General features: G+C 35.5%; 19 protein-coding genes. 11 read left to right on the forward strand and 8 right to left on the reverse strand.

The window, feature by feature from the left end; genetic code table 11:
• The first annotated feature begins 1 nt into the window (after nt 1).
• The 3 genes from CRV04_RS00805 to CRV04_RS00815 all read left to right on the forward strand — a co-directional run bounded on the left by CRV04_RS00805 (nt 2) and on the right by CRV04_RS00815 (nt 2,855).
• Nucleotides 2-964: a sterol desaturase family protein gene (locus CRV04_RS00805; protein ID WP_128994716.1), complete on the forward strand. Its 963-nt coding sequence runs from the start codon at nt 2-4 to the stop codon at nt 962-964.
• Nucleotides 900-2,036, forward strand: a complete 1,137-nt coding sequence (locus tag CRV04_RS00810) for a cytochrome-c peroxidase (RefSeq protein WP_128994717.1) — start codon at nt 900-902, stop codon at nt 2,034-2,036. The genes CRV04_RS00805 and CRV04_RS00810 overlap by 65 nt, the downstream gene beginning before the upstream one ends.
• A 114-nt stretch (nt 2,037-2,150) precedes the next feature.
• A complete protein-coding gene (locus CRV04_RS00815; RefSeq protein ID WP_128994718.1) occupies nt 2,151-2,855 on the forward strand; it encodes an SDR family NAD(P)-dependent oxidoreductase in 705 nt (234 codons plus the stop codon).
• Nucleotides 2,856-2,881: 26 nt separating this feature from the next.
• Here CRV04_RS00815 and CRV04_RS12930 read toward each other — a convergent pair whose 3' ends face one another.
• The 6 genes from CRV04_RS12930 to CRV04_RS00845 form a co-directional block, all read right to left on the reverse strand.
• Nucleotides 2,882-4,723, reverse strand: a complete 1,842-nt coding sequence (locus CRV04_RS12930; RefSeq protein ID WP_228126425.1) for an HD domain-containing phosphohydrolase — start codon at nt 4,721-4,723, stop codon at nt 2,882-2,884.
• Nucleotides 4,724-5,053: 330 nt separating this feature from the next.
• Complete coding sequence (locus CRV04_RS00825; protein ID WP_128994719.1) at nt 5,054-5,956, reverse strand: DMT family transporter; 903 nt, start codon at nt 5,954-5,956, stop codon at nt 5,054-5,056.
• A 62-nt stretch (nt 5,957-6,018) separates the two neighbouring features.
• Nucleotides 6,019-6,591: an SCO family protein gene (locus CRV04_RS00830; protein ID WP_128994720.1), complete on the reverse strand. Its 573-nt coding sequence runs from the start codon at nt 6,589-6,591 to the stop codon at nt 6,019-6,021.
• Nucleotides 6,592-7,053: a hypothetical protein gene (locus tag CRV04_RS00835; protein ID WP_128994721.1), complete on the reverse strand. Its 462-nt coding sequence runs from the start codon at nt 7,051-7,053 to the stop codon at nt 6,592-6,594.
• Between the two features lies 1 nt (nt 7,054).
• On the reverse strand, nt 7,055-7,519 hold the full coding sequence (locus CRV04_RS00840) for a copper chaperone PCu(A)C (RefSeq protein WP_128994722.1): 465 nt from the start codon (nt 7,517-7,519) through the stop codon (nt 7,055-7,057).
• A 57-nt stretch (nt 7,520-7,576) separates the two neighbouring features.
• Complete coding sequence (locus CRV04_RS00845; protein WP_128994723.1) at nt 7,577-7,942, reverse strand: Fur family transcriptional regulator; 366 nt, start codon at nt 7,940-7,942, stop codon at nt 7,577-7,579.
• Nucleotides 7,943-8,046: 104 nt separating this feature from the next.
• Here CRV04_RS00845 and CRV04_RS00850 point away from each other — a divergent pair, with 104 nt between their 5' ends.
• Nucleotides 8,047-9,009, forward strand: a complete 963-nt coding sequence (locus CRV04_RS00850) for a metal ABC transporter solute-binding protein, Zn/Mn family (RefSeq protein WP_128994724.1) — start codon at nt 8,047-8,049, stop codon at nt 9,007-9,009.
• Nucleotides 9,010-9,012: 3 nt separating this feature from the next.
• The gene (locus CRV04_RS00855) at nt 9,013-10,359 is read left to right on the forward strand and encodes a nickel/cobalt transporter (protein WP_128994725.1); all 1,347 of its coding nucleotides are present in this window, start codon (nt 9,013-9,015) and stop codon (nt 10,357-10,359) included.
• Here the strand turns inward: CRV04_RS00855 and CRV04_RS00860 are convergent.
• Nucleotides 10,356-11,126, reverse strand: a complete 771-nt coding sequence (locus CRV04_RS00860; RefSeq protein ID WP_128994726.1) for an exodeoxyribonuclease III — start codon at nt 11,124-11,126, stop codon at nt 10,356-10,358. The genes CRV04_RS00855 and CRV04_RS00860 overlap by 4 nt on opposite strands.
• 67 nt (nt 11,127-11,193) lie before the next feature.
• Here CRV04_RS00860 and CRV04_RS00865 point away from each other — a divergent pair, with 67 nt between their 5' ends.
• Entirely contained in the window at nt 11,194-12,726 is a 1,533-nt protein-coding gene (locus CRV04_RS00865; protein WP_128994727.1) for a carbon-nitrogen hydrolase family protein, read from the forward strand.
• Between the two features lie 77 nt (nt 12,727-12,803).
• Nucleotides 12,804-14,261 (forward strand): protein adenylyltransferase SelO, encoded by a 1,458-nt coding sequence (locus CRV04_RS00870; protein WP_128994728.1) that lies wholly within the window; start codon nt 12,804-12,806, stop codon nt 14,259-14,261.
• Between the two features lie 17 nt (nt 14,262-14,278).
• Here CRV04_RS00870 and CRV04_RS00875 read toward each other — a convergent pair whose 3' ends face one another.
• Entirely contained in the window at nt 14,279-14,668 is a 390-nt protein-coding gene (locus tag CRV04_RS00875) for a DoxX family protein (RefSeq protein WP_128994729.1), read from the reverse strand.
• Nucleotides 14,669-14,902: 234 nt separating this feature from the next.
• On the opposite strand from CRV04_RS00875, the gene CRV04_RS00880 reads away from it, so the two are divergent.
• The 4 genes from CRV04_RS00880 to CRV04_RS00895 are packed head-to-tail and all read left to right on the forward strand — an operon-like array spanning nt 14,903 to nt 19,908.
• Nucleotides 14,903-15,508: a TetR/AcrR family transcriptional regulator gene (locus tag CRV04_RS00880; protein ID WP_164969085.1), complete on the forward strand. Its 606-nt coding sequence runs from the start codon at nt 14,903-14,905 to the stop codon at nt 15,506-15,508.
• Nucleotides 15,498-15,728: a DUF2798 domain-containing protein gene (locus CRV04_RS00885; RefSeq protein ID WP_128994731.1), complete on the forward strand. Its 231-nt coding sequence runs from the start codon at nt 15,498-15,500 to the stop codon at nt 15,726-15,728. The genes CRV04_RS00880 and CRV04_RS00885 overlap by 11 nt, the downstream gene beginning before the upstream one ends.
• Nucleotides 15,725-16,765, forward strand: a complete 1,041-nt coding sequence (locus CRV04_RS00890) for an efflux RND transporter periplasmic adaptor subunit (RefSeq protein WP_128994732.1) — start codon at nt 15,725-15,727, stop codon at nt 16,763-16,765. The genes CRV04_RS00885 and CRV04_RS00890 overlap by 4 nt, the downstream gene beginning before the upstream one ends.
• An 8-nt stretch (nt 16,766-16,773) precedes the next feature.
• Complete coding sequence (locus CRV04_RS00895; protein WP_128994733.1) at nt 16,774-19,908, forward strand: efflux RND transporter permease subunit; 3,135 nt, start codon at nt 16,774-16,776, stop codon at nt 19,906-19,908.
• Nucleotides 19,909-19,911 lie beyond the last annotated feature (3 nt).

Genomic DNA, 19,911 nt, shown 5'->3' on the forward strand with positions numbered 1-19,911 from the left:
CATGGATTTTTCAGCATTTGAGTATTTTATTGATGCCAATAAGCGTCTTTATTTTATCTATATATTAAGTTCCATGCTTATTGCAATGGGATATTTGATGCTGAATAAAAAAGAGGCACGTGTGGTCTTAAGCTCAAAGTTGTGGCTACACGAAAGTGCCAAGTTGGACTACATCTATTTTATTGTAAATGTCTACATCAAAATCTTTTTAATTTTTCCTTTGGTTATTGGAGCTAAAGAGGTGACGATGTGGGTGTATAAAATCTGTATTCAAAACTTCGGTTATGTCTCTTTTGATTGGTCGTATGAAGCTGTTTTGGTGTGTTATACCTTGGCCTTGTTTATCGTCAGTGATTTTAGCCGTTATTGGGTGCATCGTTGGTTGCACACCATTCCAATTTTGTGGGAGTTTCACAAAGTACATCACAGTGCCAAGGTGTTGACACCGTTTACGTTTTATCGAGTTCATCCGGTTGAAAACTTATTGTTTGGACTGCGGTATGCTTTAAGTATTGGAGCAGTTACGGGGCTCTTTTTTTATTGGTTTGGCGCACGGTTGGACATTTACACAGTTTTTGGTGTAAATATTGTGGTGTTTGTATTTAACCTGTTGGGATCAAATTTACGACACACACATGTGAAGTTAAAGTATTTTAAAGCCGTTGAAAAGTGGTTGGTTTCCCCTTATATGCACCAAATACATCACAGTAAAAAACATTTTGATAAAAACTATGGAGGTTATCTATCACTTTGGGACAGAGTGTTTGGAAGTGTGAAGTATTCGCAAGAGGTGAAGTATTTAAAATTTGGTCTAAGAAAGGAGCAAATGGCATCGTATTCAACACTGCAAGGTTTGTTGTTTTTCCCATTTGCGAATTTGTTGAAAAAAAGGAGAATAAGTGAGAAGTTTAAAAGTTTTAGTCGTATCTTTGTGTCTGACAAGTGCGATTCATGCGCAAGATAGCGTAAAAAGTGATGAGAGTGTTGCTTTAGGTAAAGCACTCTTTTTTGATAAGAATTTATCTAAAAATAGAACGCAAAGCTGTGCAACATGTCATAACCCAGAAGCAGGTTTTACAGATAATCGTGAAAATGGAATTAAAAGCCAAGCTTCATTAGGGGATGATGGAAAATCTTTAGGTGACAGACAAGCACCAACGGCAGCGTATGCGATGTTTTCTCCAGAGTTTCATTACAACGAAAAGACAAAAAAATATGTGGGTGGACAGTTTTGGGATGGTCGAGAAGCAACTCTAGCTGGACAAGCAGGGGGGCCACCTTTAAATCCTATTGAAATGGGTATGAAAGATAAACAAGAGGTTGTAAGTCGATTGCAAGAGAATGCCTATTATGTGCAAACAATGAAAAAAATTTATGGTGAAGATATCTTTAATGATACAAACAAAGCTTATATGGCAATGACAAAAGCACTTGAAAATTTTGAGAAGACCGATTTCTTTGCACCATTTGATTCAAAATATGATCGCTTTTTAAAAGGGGAGTATGATTTAACGGTATTAGAAGATTTAGGACGTTCTTTGTTTTTTTCCAATAATAATAATTCGTGTGCCACATGCCATGTTTTAAAAGGTGAAGACAAACCAGGTGAAACCTTTACAAATTATGAATATCATAATATAGGAGTTCCTGTCAATGAAGAACTTCGAGTAAAAAATGGCGTAACGGCACTTGATGATGGTCTTTTAGCCAACCCAGCAGTTAATGATACTGCTCAAAGAGGAAAATACAAAGTGCCAACACTCAGAAATGTGGCAATCACTGGTCCATATATGCACAATGGTGTCTTTAAAGATTTAAGAACAGTTGTAGAGTTTTATGACAAATATAATAATCCTGATCGAAAAATCAATCCTGAAACAGGTGAACCTTGGGCTGCACCAGAAGTGGAAGAGACCATCAGTTTAGATGATTTAAAAGCCAATAAACAAAATGACCGAAAAGTCGATGCCTTGGTTGCCTTTATGAAACTGTTAACAGATAAACGGTATGAACATCTTTTAAATGAGAATAAGTAGCATCAGCTGCTTATTCCATACTGTATTATTTTTTTCTAAATAGATAACTTTTTGCATTGTATGAATTAAAATTATACGATATAATTAATTCTTACACAAAATTTAGGAGTTAATATGACTAAAAAAGTATTAATTACTGGAGGCAATAAAGGAATTGGTTTAGAGGTGGCAAAAATCTTTGTCAAACTCGAATATGAAATTTATGTCGTTGGTCGCGACTTCAATGAGTTTGAGTTAGGTGGCTTACCTAATGTGACTGAAATTGAAGCAGATTTAACCAACTTAGACAACATCTCTGAAATTGTAAAAACTGTAGGTGATATTGATATCCTCATCAATAATGCAGGTTTTATGCAACCCCACATCTCTTATGACAAATACACTTCCCAAGAGAGAGAAAACATGATGAATGTTAATTTATATGCTCCGGTTGAGCTTATGAATGAATTTTCTGTTGGCATGAAGAAGCAAAAGTGCGGGCGTATTGTCAACGTAGCATCCATTGCTGGACAAATAGGTCATCCTGACGTTTGGTATGGTATTGCAAAAGCAGGTTTAATCAATGCAACAAAAATCTACGCTAAGCTTTTAGGTGGTGATGGCATTGTTGTCAATTGTATTGCTCCAAGCCCTGTTGAAACGGATATGCAAAAGAGTAACTCTAAAGAGCGTATCGAAGAGTTTAAAAAGACAGTGGTGACTCACCGTTTTGCACGAGCAAGCGAGATTGCACGAACGATTGTATGGTTGGCCATAGGAAGCCCCGAGTACATTAATGGTACGTGTATTGATATTAATAATGGGGCATACCCAAGATAGAGTATAAAGAGCAGAAGCTCTTTATATTATGAAGCGAGTTTTGTGTCTTGAAATGTATTTCGAATTTGAATAAATTCATCAATATGTTTAAAGAAAATATCTACAAGCTTTGGATCAAATTGATAACCTCTTTCTTCTTTAAAGAGATTAAAAATCTTTTCATCATCCCATGCTTTTTTATAAACCCGGTCACTTCCCAGTGCATCGAATACATCCGCAATGGCAGTAATACGACCATATATATGTATCTGCTCTTCTTTTAAACCTTGAGGATATCCTTTTCCATCCCATCTCTCATGGTGTTGATATGCCACAATTGCAGCTGTTTGAAGTAGCGGGCGTTTGGAGTTTTTAAGCATGTTGTATCCCAATGTGGTATGCTCTTGCATGCATCGGTGCTCTTGTTCTGTAAGCAGTCCTGGTTTATTCAAAATTGAATCAGGAATTCCCACTTTTCCAATATCGTGCATAGGACTGGCTTGTTTTAAAAGTTCTACTTCTTCTTTAGGCATACCTAAATAAAGTGCCAAGAGTTTGGAGTACTCGGCCACACGTTTGACATGGTTTCCGGTCTCTTCACTACGACGCTCTCCAATGGCTCCCATAGTAAATACAACTTCTTTTTGAGTATCTTCAATTTCACTCATAAGCTCTTCAATTTGTGAAGTCGCATTTTTCACACGTGTTTCAAGATGTTTTTTATAAATATCAAGTTCACGATTGAGTTGAATAATCTCTTTTTGTTGTGTGATGTCTTGTCGAATTGCACTGTAGCCGGTAATCTCTTGGTTATCATTAAAAATAGGGGCAACCGTGGCATAAACATAATAAAAATCCCCATTTTTCTTTCTGTTTTTAACTTCACCTCTCCATACTTCACCTGCTTGTATGGTTTCCCACATATCTTTAAAACTCTCTTTCGGCATCTCTGGATGTCGCACAATATTGTGAGGTTGCCCCAGCAACTCCTCTTTGTTGTATCCTGAAATTTCAACAAAAGCTTCACTGATATACGTAATGTTTCCTTTTATATCTGTTTTAGAAGCAATGACGTTTTTGCTGTAAGATTCAATGAGCTTTTCAAATTCATTGTTTTTATTCGTGATTTCATCGTGTAAATTAGAAGCAATTTCAATGTTTGTATTGATTGATTTTGCCATTTTGCCAAACTCATTGTCGTTATTAAGTTGAATGGGGTGTGCACGATGTTTATTGTCTGCAAGAAATTTAAAGAAAGCATTTAAGCCTTTTTCTATTTCAACCAAAGGGTCAAGGATGGTGTGTTGAAAGAACCCTTTTAAATAAAGCGTAAACAGAATAATTGAGATGACTACAAAGATACTTAACGAGTAGATGTATTGTATGGTTGAGTCTAAACGTGTTGAGATGTCTTTACTCACTTGCGCAAATTTTGTTTCCAATGCATCAAGTGCATGTAGAGCATTTTGCTCATCTTCTTTTAAAACCGTTAACTCTTTTATCGGTTGATTTAACTGTGTTTGATAGGCTTTAAAAACATTCTCAATCTCTTCTAAATAGAGCAGCTCTTCTTTGGTGTGTTGAAGTTTTAAATACTTGTTTTTTAATGCTTCAAAAACAGTAAAACTTTGATTAAAAGCGTTGATGTATTGTTTGTCTTGGGTTAAGAGATAATTTTGGTAAGATTGTATCATTCCACCATAACCCATTTGACTCTTTATTTGAGAAATAATAATAACTTTGCTGGTAATATTTTTTTCAAATAAATCCCATTTGGTCTTAACATCATTTGAAAAAATAAGCAATGTTATGTGGAAAATAATATATATGGTTCCTGTGATAGCTGCTAAAGAATAGAGCTTCTCTTTGACCGTTGTATTTTTATACACCTTGTACCTCGAAATATAATTATAAATTATTTAATAATTTCATTGAGGTAGTATATTAACACAAATATGCTGACTTTCACCATTAAATTTTAAAAATAATTTTTTTAGGTATTAGTTAGTAATTAAAATGTGATTATATAACGAGAATATAACGAAGCAGGACTAAAAAGAGCTAAATAAAATCTGCTAAAACCTTTTTACTTCTTGTTTGAATCCCCAAGTGAACCACTTTTGCTACAAAGGTTTCTTGTTGATTCAAAATATCAATTTTGTAATTTAGCATTTTACTTTTATGCAGTTTTGTTCTGCAAATAAATGACTTCGTTGAAACTAATTTAAATCAACGTTTTTCTTCTTATATATTTTTATATTATTTAGAATCTTCACAGCAACTATAGTCATGATTGTTCCAATAATAATTGAAACAGTGATGTTTTCTTTTAAAAATATTGCACTCAGTGTAATTGCAGCAAAAGGGACTAAAAATATAAAACTGCTTACATTGGCAGCTCCTAGTTTTTCTATACCTAAAAAGAAAATAGTATTTGCAAAGGTTGAAGCAAAAATTGTAATGGCAAAAAGATTTATATAAAATATTGAATCAAATGTATCATACGCAATAGTTGTAAAATCCATAAAGAAAATAGCCATAAAACTGCTTACTATATACATGTAAAAAGTAAATACGATAGGAGAGATCTTTTTTGCTTTTGAACTTGTTATTGTAAGAAGAGGCCAAAGAACTGAGGCCAAAATAAAATATAAGTTATGAATAACAAAGACTTCATTTAAATGTGCACTCCAAACATTTAACATTGTTAAAACACCTAATGCACCTAAAGCTAAAGCAAAGTAGTCTTTTTTGAATATTTTTTTACTTCCAAATATTGCAAGTATTAAAAAAGTATTAATAGGAATAAGTGTTGTTACAAAAGCACCACCTAAACTGGCAGTACCTAATTTAGTACCAAGATAAAAATATTTCATATAGGCAACAAGTATTGCTGAAGCTACAACAACGATAAAAAAGCTTTTTAAATCAATTTTAAAAGATTTTCTAAGTACTAGCATAATAGGAATCATTGTAACAGCAGTAATGATGTATCTAAAAAACATTACATCATATTCATTTATATAAGAGCTTAAAACCTTTATATTTACCCACGAGCCACCCCATCCAAGCATGGCAAGAAACATTAAGATATAAAATATATTTTTATTTGATTCAGTCATTGTATAATCTTTTTTTGTGGGATTATACTATTTAGTTGATTTATTTATCTGAAATATTATTGTTATTTTAAAAGAGTTTCTAAACTTTCTTTAATTTTATTGGGATCAGAGAAGTGATCAACTTTTGCTACAAAGTTTCCTTGTTTATCAAAAATATAGATATACGATGTATGTGAAACAGAGTAATCCATTTTAGAATCTTTCAAATAGATTTTTTCATAAAATGTACCGTATCGTTGGGTGATGTCATCAATGTTCTTTTTATTGCTGGTGGCACCTAAAAAAGTAGGGTGAAAATATTGAGCATACTCTTTTAAATTTTCAAGAGTGTCTCTGTCAGGATCCACACTGATAAACAGACCTCGAAATGATTTGAGTTGTTCAGGTGAGAAGTCACTTAATGCTTGTGCCAGTGAACTTAAACTGGTGGGACAAACATCAGGACAAAAAGTGTATCCAAAATAGACGGCCAATACTTTACCTTTAAAGTCCTCTTTGGAGACATCCCCTTTGATAGTGGAGACTGTAAATGCATACTTCTTTTGCTCTTTTGATTGCTCAATAATGGGTTTTAAAAAGAGTATCGCAACAATCGCAATAATAACAGGAATTCCAAAGGTGATAAGTTTTTTCATTTATATGTCCGTTTCAAATTGGAACCGTGCTCCAATGATTTTGTTTATTTTTCCTACTTCTAAATCAGCATTCCATTTCATACCACCCACAGGACATGTTGGAAGAAGTCCTGTGGCTTTATAAACTCCATTGCCCATATGCGTAAAAGGTAATTCATAATCGCCCATCATCATATTCGTAGAATAAATATGCAGTTTGAGATCTTTTAACTCTTGATTGGAACTTTTAAGCGTAAACGTCAAGGGTTTCATCAATGGAATCTCTTTAGGGGTGACTTCAAGTTCAAATAGCGTACCATCTTGTATGGTGACTTGACATGCAGACTCTTTTAAATTGCAATTTTTATCTTGCAATACAAATTCACCTTCTCCCCGTAATGAGTTATAAATGGCATTGTAATCAATTAAAAAGTAGCTCAATACAATGGCAAGGACAATGGTAACTTGAAGCAACAGTTTCATTTTATTTCATATTTCCATGAGACATATTTTTGTGATTCATCATGCCATTCATAACTGTTTTAACTGGAACAGTGATGGTTTTTTCATCGCCATTTGAGAAGCCAAGAGTCAATGTTACTTTATCTCCCTCTTTTAATGGTTTTTGTTTTAAATCAATAAGCATGATGTGATAACCACCTGGTTGAAGAAGTGTTTCTGAATCTGCTTTGATATCAATTTGTGGTACTTGGTACATTTTCATGACACCATCTTTCATATCATGTGTATGCAACTCTACAACATTGGCTGCATCTGATTTTGCCCATAAAAGTGCCACATCTTGTTTTGTGTCATTTTCAATTTTCATAAACGCAGCAGAGTTTGGAAGGTTGGGTGGAGTTGCTCTTACATAAGCATCATCAATTTCAATGCCAGAAGCAAAAAGTGAAGCGGTTGCTAACAATAAACTAAAAACAGTTTTTTTCATAGGGATATCCTTAGAGTTTTATTTGGTTGATTATACTTCTCTTGTGTTAAGTAAGTGTTAATTTCTACAAGCAGGACAAATACCTTTTATAATAATATTTTCAACGGTATATCCAGGCAGTTGAATGTTTTGCTCTTTAATGCACTCTATTTTAGAACATGAAGAACAAATAAAGTGAGCATGAGGTGTTTTATGCATTTCGTAGTATCTTTTTTTATCATTGGATTCAAAAGAGTTGATGATACTCTCCTCTTCAAACTTTAAAATATTTCTATAAAAAGTCGCTTTGTCCATTTTCAGTTTGGCTTTTATGTCTTCATAACATAAAGGTCGATTCGCTTGTGTGAGCAGTTCCAAAATGGCAACACGAGCGGTGGTCATTTTTAAATTGCTGTTATCAATGAGTTCTTGTAGTGCTTCCATGAAAAAAGTATAACCAAAGATTGTTTAATTGCAACTAAGTTGCGTTAAAGGGGAAAAGGATTATGATTCAATATTATAATGCAACATAGTTGCAAGGAGTAAATATGAAAAAAATTTCAGTTATTGTTTTATTAATGTTGAGTTTCATCTCACTGCATGCCCTTGAAGTAACCACAAGTATTCTTCCACAGAAATATTTTATAGAGAAAATTGCACAAGACAAAGTCAAAGTCAATGTGATGGTAAAAAAAGGTTTTTCACCTGCTACATATGAACCCAAAACTTCACAAATGAAAAAATTGGCTTCTTCCACACTTTACTTTTCAATTGGTGTGCCGTTTGAACAAGTCTGGTTAGAGCGATTTAAATCGGCAAACAGTTCACTTGTAGTCATTGATACTGCAAAAGGGATTCAAAAACGAACCATGCCAAAGCATACTCACCATGAAGAGGATGCTCATGAAGAGGATGCTCATGAAGGGCATGACCATGATGAACATGCGCATGAAGAGGAGAAAGAGCATCATGATCAGGAACACCATGAAGACGAAGAAGAACATCATGATGCACATGAACATGGTGGTTTAGATCCACATGTGTGGTTGGATCCTATTTTGGTCAAAGTGCAAGCAAAAAATATCTATAAAGCCTTGGTGAAATATGATGCAAAAAACAGTGCGTTTTATCAAAAAAATTATGAAGACTTTATTCAAGAGTTGGACCGACTTTACAGCGAACTTAAAAACGTTTTAAAACCTGTAGAACACAAAGCATTTATGGTCTTTCATCCTTCATGGGGATATTTCGCACAACGGTTTGATTTGGAACAAATTGCCGTTGAAGTTGAAGGAAAAGAGCCTAAACCAAATCAATTGGTTGAACTCATTGAAGAGGCCAAAGAGCATGAGATAAAAATTGTATTTGTGGCTCCTCAATTTTCACAAAAGAGTGCAAAAGTGATTGCTCAAAACATCAAAGGCAATGTGGTTGTAATAGACCCGCTTAATGAAAGTTGGTACACCAGTATGATTGAAACGGCTCAAGCCATTGTTAAATCCTATCAATAGTTTATGTTAAAACTTTTTATTGCTTTTATTCTTACACAAAGTATGCTCTTTGCGTGTGCTTTGTGTAACATGTACTCTCCTGAAACCAAAGTGAGTGTGGAGGTTGTCTCAACCGATAATACTATTGAAAATTTAAAGTTCAATTGGGAGTTCTCAGACCCTTTTACTCAACAACTTATTGAGATATATGACAGCAACTTAAATGGTATGCTTGAAGCAAAAGAGTTGAAGCTTATCGAACAAGCATTGATTGATTATATTCAACCCAAATCTTTTTTAACACATATCTCGTATGGCAACATAATTAACAAAGAAAAATCAGACCCATTCAAAGTGGTTTCGCACCATCTTTATATGAAAGAGAATCTCTTGCAGTTTGCGTACTCATTAAAAGTGAATTATCCCATCTTAAATGATTATGTTTTATTTATAAAAGTCAATGATGATGAAGAGTACTTTTTATTGATAATGGATCCTCATACTCAACGGTTTGAACACACAAGTTCTATCAATCAGATAGTAAGCAAACAAGCCGTACTCTTCTCTATATCGCAACGTACTGCTGTACAAAATCAAACAGCAGCAACAATCAGTGATGAAAAAGTGAAACAAAAACAAGCAGCTTCATCGCAAACGTATCTGGACTACTTTACTAATATCGTCAAAGCCAATCTTCAAAAAGTGAAACAAGGAGATCTCTGGGCACTCATAACTTTAATGTTCATCTCTTTTATTTATGGGGTGGTCCATGCCATTGGACCAGGACATGGAAAGGCATTGACTTTTGCTTATTTCAGTGCCTATAAAAGGTCCTATTTCAAAGCTTTTGTCATTTCACTTTGCACTGCTTTTGTGCATATTGTGGGCGCGATTATATTGGTGATGGTGTCCTATTTTATTTTGAATACATTTTTAAACCGTTTTGTAAGTGACGCACTCTTTTGGTTGACCAATATTTCTGCTGTGATGATTATGGTATTGGCTTTGTATATATTTGTTCTTAAATATAAAAAAAACAGTTGCAGTTGTTGTTCATGTGCTTCACATACGCATGGTGAGAATAAAAAAAGAGATCTCTACTTTGTCTTAACAGCAGGTTTGATTCCTTGTGCAGGTACCGTGATACTATTTATTTATGCTTTTATTTTAAAAACTTATCTGGCAGTCATTTTAGCCGCTGTGTTTATCAGCTTGGGAATGGCGGTGGTGATTTTTGCCTCCTCTTTTTTGGGAGTCAGTCTTCATAAGTTGAGCAACCAATCTCATAAAATCACACGAATTTTAGAGATGGGTTCACCTGTTGTAATGTTTATCTTAGGTATGTTACTGTTGCTTTCAACGTTGCTTTAAAGTGCGATCTCTAAAGCAACAGGGCAGTGGTCGCTTCCAAAAATATCGGGCATGATGTAGGCATTTTTGATTCTGTCTTTTAAGTCATCACTGACAAAGAAGTAATCAATTCTCCATCCCACATTATTGGCTCGAGCATTCGCACGATAACTCCACCAGCTGTAGTGATTGGGTTCATTGCCATTGATGTGTCTAAATGTGTCCACATAACCGTGCTCTAAAAGTTTGTCAATCCAAGCTCTTTCAATGGGTAAAAAACCAGAGGTCTCTTCATTGGCTTTTGGGCGAGCGAGGTCTATTTCGGTATGAGCGGTATTGACATCCCCACACACAATGATAGACTTTCCTTCTTTTCTTAAAGTGTTAATATATTCTAAAAATCTTTCATAAAATTCTAACTTATAGACCAAACGCTCTTCTTTGCTTTGACCGTTGGGGAAATAGACATTAAAAAACGCGATATTCTCAAAATGAAATTCGTTGATTCGTCCCTCATTTAAAATATCTACATGGGGTGTTTCACTTATAAATGTGGGGGTGATATCTGTAAACAGTGCCGTTCCAGATTGTCCTTTTCTGCTTGAAGAGTTGACTTGAATGTGCGCATACTCTTTATTGAAAATAGTCTTGGGTATCTGCTCTTTTTCTGCCTTTATCTCTTGTAGGGCTAAGATATCAATTTGGTGTTCATCAATCCATTTCAATGCCTCTTTCTTATCAACCGCACGAATACCATTGACGTTCCAAGAAACCAGTTTTAAATCCATTATTTACCTTTTTATCTTTTTGCTGTATTATAACAAATGAAGATAATAATCGTGTAAAGGCATATAAATGGACATTAAAAACATTGATAAAATTGAATTAGAGTATTTAAAAGTTGAAGACCATCAAAGCATATGTGAACTGATGCATCACGAGTATCGACACTTAGATGATTCCTCTTGGACACACGAAGAGTTTTCCGCCTTAATCAATAAGTTTCCCAAAGGGCAAGTAGGGATTAAAATTGATGGTGAGTTTGCAGGATTTGCTTTGTGTATTATTGTGAATTACAGTGATTTTGAAGACACACACTCTTACAAGGAGATTACAGCAGATTATACATTTGAAACACATGATGATGACGGAGACATGCTTTATGGTATTGATATTTTTATCAGTAAAAAGTTTCGAGGCTTAAGATTGGGACGACGTTTGTATGATTTTAGAAAAGAGTTGTGCGAAGAGTTGAACTTAAAAGGGATAATTTTTGGAGGACGCATTCCAAATTATGGAAATTATGCCCAAGAGATGTCGCCTAAAGAGTATATTCAAAAAGTAAAAGATAAAGAGATTCATGACCCGGTATTAAACTTTCAACTCTCAAATGACTTTTATGTGAAACGAGTCATTAAAAACTATTTGGAAGGGGACATACAAAGTTGTGAATTTGCTGTTTTATTGGCATGGAATAATATCTATTATACCAAACCACATAAAAACCCCACTTCTCAAAAAACGGTCATACGTTTAGGACTTATCCAATGGCAAGTACGACCTTATAAAGTCATTGATGAGGTACTTGAACAAGCCGAATATTTTGTTAATGCCGTTTCAAACTATCGAAGCGACTTTGCCCTGTTCCCAGAGTTTTTTAATGCCCCACTTATGGCTGCATACAACCACATGGATGAAGCCGATGCGATTCGAGAGTTGGCAAGTTATACGGAGCGTTTTAAAAATGAGTTCTCCGCACTGGCCATTAAATACAACATCAATATTATTACTGGAAGTATGCCTGAACTCATTGATGGAGAGCTATATAATGTTGGGTTTTTATGTAAACGAGATGGAGAAGTAGAGAAGTATGCCAAACTGCATGTCACGCCTGATGAACAAAAAGTATGGGGATTGAAAGGGGCCAATATTCTTAAAACCTATGATACCGATTGTGGAAAAATAGGTGTGCTTATTTGTTATGACAGTGAGTTTCCTGAACTGAGTCGATTGTTGGCCAATGATGGGATGGAAATTCTGTTTGTACCTTTTTTAACCGATACTCAAAATGGCTACTCCCGAGTCAAATTGTGTGCCCAAGCACGTGCCATTGAAAATGAGTGTTATGTTGCCATTGCTGGATGTGTGGGGAATTTGCCAAAAGTTCAAAATATGGATATACAGTATGCTCAAAGTGCGGTTTTTACGCCGTGTGATTTTGCTTTCCCTGCCAATGGAATTAAAGCTGAATCAACGCCAAACACCGAGATGATTCTTATTGCTGATGTGGACTTAGAGCTTTTAAAAGAGTTGCACAGTTTTGGAAGTGTGAACAACTTAAAAGACAGAAGAGAGGACTTATATAAGGTCATACGAATAGAAAAATAAAATCATGAAATTAACTTTATAAGCTTAAAATGGGTTAATTTCTGCTGTGTATAATGCATGAAAAACAAAGATATATTATGAAGTTACATGAATTAAAAGCAGAGAATGATTATTTTAACTTCTCTGATAAGTTTTATCAACAACTGCAAGCCACACCTTTGAACCACGCTCATCTTATTTCATACAACAAACACGCTTTTGATGAGATTGGTTTAGATGAGTCGGAAGGAGACACCAAAGAGTTTGTAGAGTTTATTAATGGAGAGCGACTTTTAGAGAACTGTCAACCTTATGCCATGGCGTATGCGGGGCATCAATTTGGTTATTTTGTGCCACAGTTGGGTGATGGACGAGCGATAAACTTAGGTCGCGTCAAAGGTTGGCATTTGCAAACCAAAGGTTCAGGTCTGACCCGTTACTCACGACAAGGCGATGGACGTGCTGTGTTGCGTTCTAGTATTCGAGAGTATATTATGAGTGAAGCGATGCACGCTTTAGGTATTCCTACTACGCGAGCTTTAGCACTTATTGGTTCAAAACATCGAGTTTACAGAAGTTATGAAGATGTTGAAACGGGTGCCATTGTTATGCGTATGTCACCTTCATGGATACGTTTTGGAAGTTTTGAGTTCTTCGCTCGCCAAAAGGATGCCCAAGAGCATTTGACTCAATTGGCTGAGTATGTGATTGAGCATACCTATCCTCACTTAAAAGAGGAAGAGAAAAAGTATGAAAAACTCTTTTTTGAAGTGACCGATAAAACAGCACAACTGATGGCTCTGTGGCAAACGTATGGTTTCATGCATGGAGTAATGAATACAGACAACATGAGCATTGCTGGATTGACGATTGATTATGGTCCCTTTGCTTTTATGGACTATTTTGATTTGGAGTGTATCTGTAATCACACCGATGCAGAAGGACGATACTCCTATATCAACCAACCCTACATTGGTCGATGGAACCTTGAAGTTTTGGCACACTCTTTGGGAAAAATATGTGATCATGAAGCACTTTTGGAGTACTTAAATACCTATATGTTCACCTTTAAAAAAGAGTATTGGCATCGCATGAGTCTGCGACTGGGATTGGATGATACACAAAGTTCCAACAGTTATTCAACTTTGATTAAAGAGCTTATTGGTGCTTTACAAGAAGCGAAAATGGATTACAACTATTTTTTCTATAAATTGACCCATTTAAGCAGTTTTGAACAAATATCTGAAGTGGTGGACCATGCTGTTTTTCGTGAAAGTTTGACCATTTGGTTTGAGAGTTATAAAAAGGCACTGGAGGCTGAAAACATTACTCTGAAGCAAGCACAACAACGTATGAAAAAGGTCAATCCTTTGTATGTGATTAAAAACTATATGTTGCAAGAAGCCATAGAAAAAGCGACACAAGGAGATTTTTCATTGGTCAATGATCTGTTACACATCGCGCAACATCCATTTGATGAGCATGAAGGGTTTGAGCGTTATAAGAAACCAACGCCTATAGAGTTTGCTAATTTACAGCTGAGTTGCTCATCATAACTCAAAAAGGATAAAGATTACTCTTTATCCCAAGAAATTCGACCTGCACCCATGAACATGATGACAATAGCAGTACCTAAATAGAACATTTGAAGTTCTATGGCCCACGCACCTGTTTGTGTCAATGTTAGAAGATCATTGGCATGCACTAAATAAATAGCAAACAGCATGGTAACAGCAACGATAAAGGCAGCAAAACGTGTTTTTAATCCTAAGATTAACAAAATTGGAGCAATGATTTCTCCGACATATACTCCATACGCTAAAAACTCTGGTAGACCGGCTTGGGTAATTCTTCCCATAATAAAAGCAATACCATGATTGACTTTTGCAATGCCGTGAAACAGCATTAAAGCACCAAGTAAAATTCGCAGTAATAGTTTACCAATGTCAGAGTTTGTAGTCATTCTTCACTCCCCTAGTAGATTATGATGAAAATGTTACCATCTTTTTTATTAATAAAAAGATGATACGTATTATCACTATGTAAAAGTGCTCACATTTTTCTTTTTTTTAAACAATCTGTAAATACGTAAAACTTTTTATTGACCATGGGTCAATATTTATAATAATTTAAGGAACAAATGAGTAAAATTTTTATTGACTGACGGTCGGTCAAGGAATAGTTGAAAAGGATTTTAGTGGCACCAAAAGTAGTAAATAAAGATGAGAGAAGACGAGAAATAGCACTCTCTTGTATCAGTTTAGTTAATCAAGGTATTCGTAAAATCACCGTTTCACAAGTTGCAAAAACAGCAGGTATCGGAAAGGGTACGGTGTATGAATATTTTGAAAATAAAGAAGATATTATTTTTGAAATCATTAATATTCATATTGAAGAACATCATAAAGCATTTTTAGAAACCATTAAAACAGTACAAAGTACTCGAGAAAAAATATTTATTTTTTTACACTTTGTGCTTGATGAGAGTGATGAGACAATGCAACATTTTAAAGGGTATCAAGATTACCTCTCTATAGTGCTGTCAGATAACAATGACATTATGAAAGATTTTAATAGTAAATGCAGAGAATTTTTTACGCAACAACTTAAATTTTTAATTGATGAAGGTATTCATAAAGGGGAATTGATCCCTCAATCAGCTTCAATGGTAAATGGCTTGATCTGTTTTGAAAAAGGAGTTGCTCTGTCTAAAATGATCCAAAAAGATTTTGATGCAAAATCGGTTTGTACCACTTTTATTGACACTTTGTTTAATCTTATTGAGGTCAAACATGATTCCTAAAAAGTTACACAGAGTTGTGTTTGCGTTTATAATGTCGATGTTCATGAGTTTTATTATGAGCTTCATTATTACCTATATCAATATGGGATTTGTTGAACATTTTATTGAAATTTGGTTGGAAGCATTTATAAAAGCGTTTGTATGTGCTTTTCCTTTGGTATTTATTTTTGCACCAATTGCAAATAAACTTGCATTGAAGTTAATTAAGGACGAGAAATGATAAAAAAAATTGGAAGTGGTTTACTTATAGCACTATTGAGTTCAACGCTGTATGCTCAATCATTGGTTGAAGTAACAACGGTAAAAAAAGGGGAAGTAAATCCTCTGCAAACATTTGTAGGTACGCTGTTATTTGATAAAAGTTCAACACTGGCTGCACAAAATGCGGGCGTGGTTAAAACGATTAATTTTGAAGTGGGGGACGAAGTGAAAAAAGGAGAGGTCTTAGTGCAGATTGATTCTGATTTATTGGATGCACAAATCAATGCAGCAAAAGCCAACCTTACAAGTGCGTTGAGTCAAGAGAAAAACTCTTCAAAAGATTTTGCACGTTATGCAAAACTTTTGGAGAGTAAATCTATCACACAAAAAGAGTATGATGATGCGTTAACTCAATCAGATGCTTCATCCAGTAGTGTGAAAGCATTAAGGGCTCAACTCAAAGAGCTTCAAATTCAAAAAAATAGAAAATCGATTAAAGCTCCTTATGATGGTGTGGTTGTTGAAAAATTGATCGATTTAGGGGAGTGGGTTAATGCTGGAACGGCCGTTGCTAAGATGGTGAATCCAACACTGGCAGAAGTGACGTTTAACACTCCTTTGAATATTGTTCAAGGCTTACAAAAGGAGCAAGAGTATGAGATTGTTGTGGGGGATGCCACATTAAAAGGGCGACTGCTTGCAGCCATTCCAAGTGGGGACAGACTCACTCGAACGTTTCCTGTAAAGTTTCAAGTGAAATTGAACAATGGATTTTTCTATGATGGCCAAGAAGCGAAAGTCTCTTTAGCAAAACAAGGCAAAATGGAAGCTTTTATTGTGCCGAGAGATGCCGTGATTAAACGATTTGACCAACAAGTTATTTTCTTGGTCAATGAGCAATCCCAAGCAGCCATGTTGCCTGTAAAAGTAGTGGGATATTTGGGTAAAGATATTGCTATTCTTGCTGAAGGTTTAACGCAAGGTGCAACCGTTGTGAAAAAAGGGAATGAAAGAATTTTCCCCAATTCACCATTAACAATTATCAATAACAAATAGGATATTCAATGGATTTAATTAAATTCTCAATTAAAAATCCTGTCACGATTATTGTGTCGGTTTTAATTGTAGTGATTTTTGGTTTACTGGCATTAACAAAACTGCCATATCAACTCACTCCCAGTGTGACCAAACCTGAGATTAAAATCACAACAATTTGGCCAGGAGCAACACCATACGAGATTGAACGAGAAGTCATTGAAGAACAAGAAGATGTACTGAAAAGTTTGAATAACTTGGTGACGTATGAATCTTCTTCGCAAGATAATCAAGGTGAGATTACTCTGACATTTAAATTGGGTACAGATTTACGTGCGGCATTGCAAGATGTCTCCAATAAACTCAATGAGGTCAGTTCCTATCCCAATGATGCGGAAGAACCCATCATTGAAACAGCAACGGCCAGTCCAGTTATTTGGATGATGTTACAAACCAAAGAGGATAACCCTCGACATATTGATGAGTATAAAACATTCTTTGATGATGAAATTGTACCTGTGATTAAACGTGTAGATGGTGTTGCTGGTACCATGGGCGGAGGTGGACGAGAACAAGAGATGCAAATCGTTTTTGATGCCAATGCCCTTGCAGCTTATAATCTGACCATTAACAGTGTGATTAATACACTGCAAAGTGAAAATGTCGATATTTCTGCAGGGATACAAAATCTAGAACGACGTTCTTATCGTATTCGTACGGTGCATAAATTTAAAACCATTAAAGATATTGAAGAGGTTATTTTAGTCTCTAATAGAGAACAACGTGTACGGGTTAAAGATGTAGCGACTGTTAATTTTGGCTATGAAACCCCAAGTACTGTTGCCATGTTTTTAGGTCAAGATGGGATATTTTTAGGGGTACAACCCAACAGTGAAGCCAATATTGTGGCTTTAACCAATGAAGTAGAAACAGTAGTAAAAGAGCTGAACAGTGGTATTTTAAATGAGAAACAGCTTGAAATTCAATGGATATATGATCAACGACCATATATTGTCGGTTCGGTTGATTTGGTACAACAAAATATCATTATTGGTGGTATTTTGGCTGTGATCATATTAATCACCTTTTTACGTTCAATTTCACCAACGGCAGTTGTCTCTGTGGCCATTCCCATTTCAATCATTGGTACATTTATTATCTTACAAGCATTGGGACGAAGTTTAAATACGATTTCTTTAGCAGGAATCTCCTTTGCCGTAGGAATGCTTGTGGACAGTGCAATTGTGGTGTTAGAAAACATTGACCGACACAGAAAAAATGGAGATTCGATTTCTGAAGCAGCGTATAAAGGTGCCAGTGAAGTGTGGGGTGCGCTTATTGCAAGTGCTTCAACCACGATTGCGGTATTTTTACCCATTGTATTTTTAGAAGATGAAGCGGGGCAACTTTTTAAAGATATTGCCATTGCAGTAACTTCAGCTGTTACTTTTTCTTTGTTTGTTTCCATTGCGGTCATACCAATGTTATGGAAAAAATTTGCAAGCATAAGTGGGAAAGAGCCCAAAGATGCAGGAAAAATTGCCAACTTTGGACACCAAATGGTGGAACTCATTATGTCCATTGTAGAGCGGTCATTAAAAGACACCAAATCCAAAATTATCACCATTGTCTCTTTGGCTCTTTTTTCTGCAGGAACGATTTTTGTGCTTTTTCCTAAATTGGACTATTTGCCACAAGGAAATAAAAATTTGATTTTTAATATTTTGATTACACCTCCGGGTCTTTCATATCAAGAGCGGTATGACATGGGTGCATATTTAATGAAACAGGTTGAACCTCACGTGAATAAAGACGTGGATGGAATCCCTGGTCTTAATCGAGCGTTTTTTGTCTCTTTTGGCGATTTTAACCTCTTTGGAGGAACTTCAATGCATGAAGACAGAGCCAAAGAGCTTATTCCCATGTTTCAGCCTATTATTAACTCTATGCCCTCTATTTTTGGGGTATCGATTCAATCAGGTGTGTTTGAAGATGGTGTTGGGGAAGGAAACACCGTAGATATTGATATCAGTGGTGAGAGTATTAAAGATATTGCCGATACGGGTGCTCAACTTTTTGGAGCAACAATGCAAACACTCAAAGGTGGACAAGTAAGACCCGTACCCTCTGTCGAGTTACTTTATCCAGAAGTGAGAATTCATCCTAACCAAGATGCACTTAAAGCATTGGGAATGAGTTCACGAGAGTTTGGAGTGAACATTGATGTACTCATGGATGGTGCAAAAATTGGTGAATTTGAAGAAGAGGGTAAAAAGAAAATCGACCTTGTTTTAAAAGGGGATGATACCCTTTTAAAAACACCACAAGATATCATGGAAGCTCAAATTGCGGTGAGTGATTCAAGAGTGGTACCTGTATCTGTGTTATCAAGTTATGAAAATACCACAGGTATTTCAGAGATTCGACATTATAACGGAAAGCGAACCATCACCCTTCAAATCACACCACCACAAGGAATGACGATTGATGAAACCATGAAAATTATAGGGGGTATGCTTCAAGGCATGAAAAGTAAAGGTATGATTTCTGACAGTGTTGAGATTGGTATTTCAGGAACTGCAGATAAACTCAGTGAAACCATTGGCATGCTTTCAGGAAACTTTATTTTGGCGTTGTTGATTGTTTATTTACTTATGGCAGCACTCTTTGGAAACTTTTTATACCCAATTGTCATTATGTTTACTGTACCTCTTGCAACGGCGGGTGGTTTTATTGGTCTTGGACTGACCAATCTTTTTATTGCGCAACAGCCTTTGGATGTTTTGACCATGTTAGGATTTATCATTTTAGTGGGAATTGTTGTAAACAATGCCATTTTAATTGTGCATCAAAGTTTGAACTATATTCATAATGAAAACATGGAGCACAAAAAGGCAGTCATAGAAGCAACTAAAACAAGAATTCGTCCAATTTATATGAGTTCCTTGACCTCTATTTTTGGAATGTTGCCATTGGTGCTTGTGCCAGGTCCAGGAAGTGAGTTTTATCGCGGATTGGGTTCTGTTATTACAGGTGGATTGGCTTTTTCAACCATCTTTACAATTTTTGTAACGCCCGCATTGTTGATGTTCTTTATTAAATTGGAACAACGCGTTGCAAATAAGAACAACACGTTTGATGCCAAAGCATTAAACAAAGCATAAAGG

Source organism: Candidatus Marinarcus aquaticus, assembly GCF_004116335.1.
Lineage (GTDB): Bacteria > Campylobacterota > Campylobacteria > Campylobacterales > Arcobacteraceae > Marinarcus > Marinarcus aquaticus.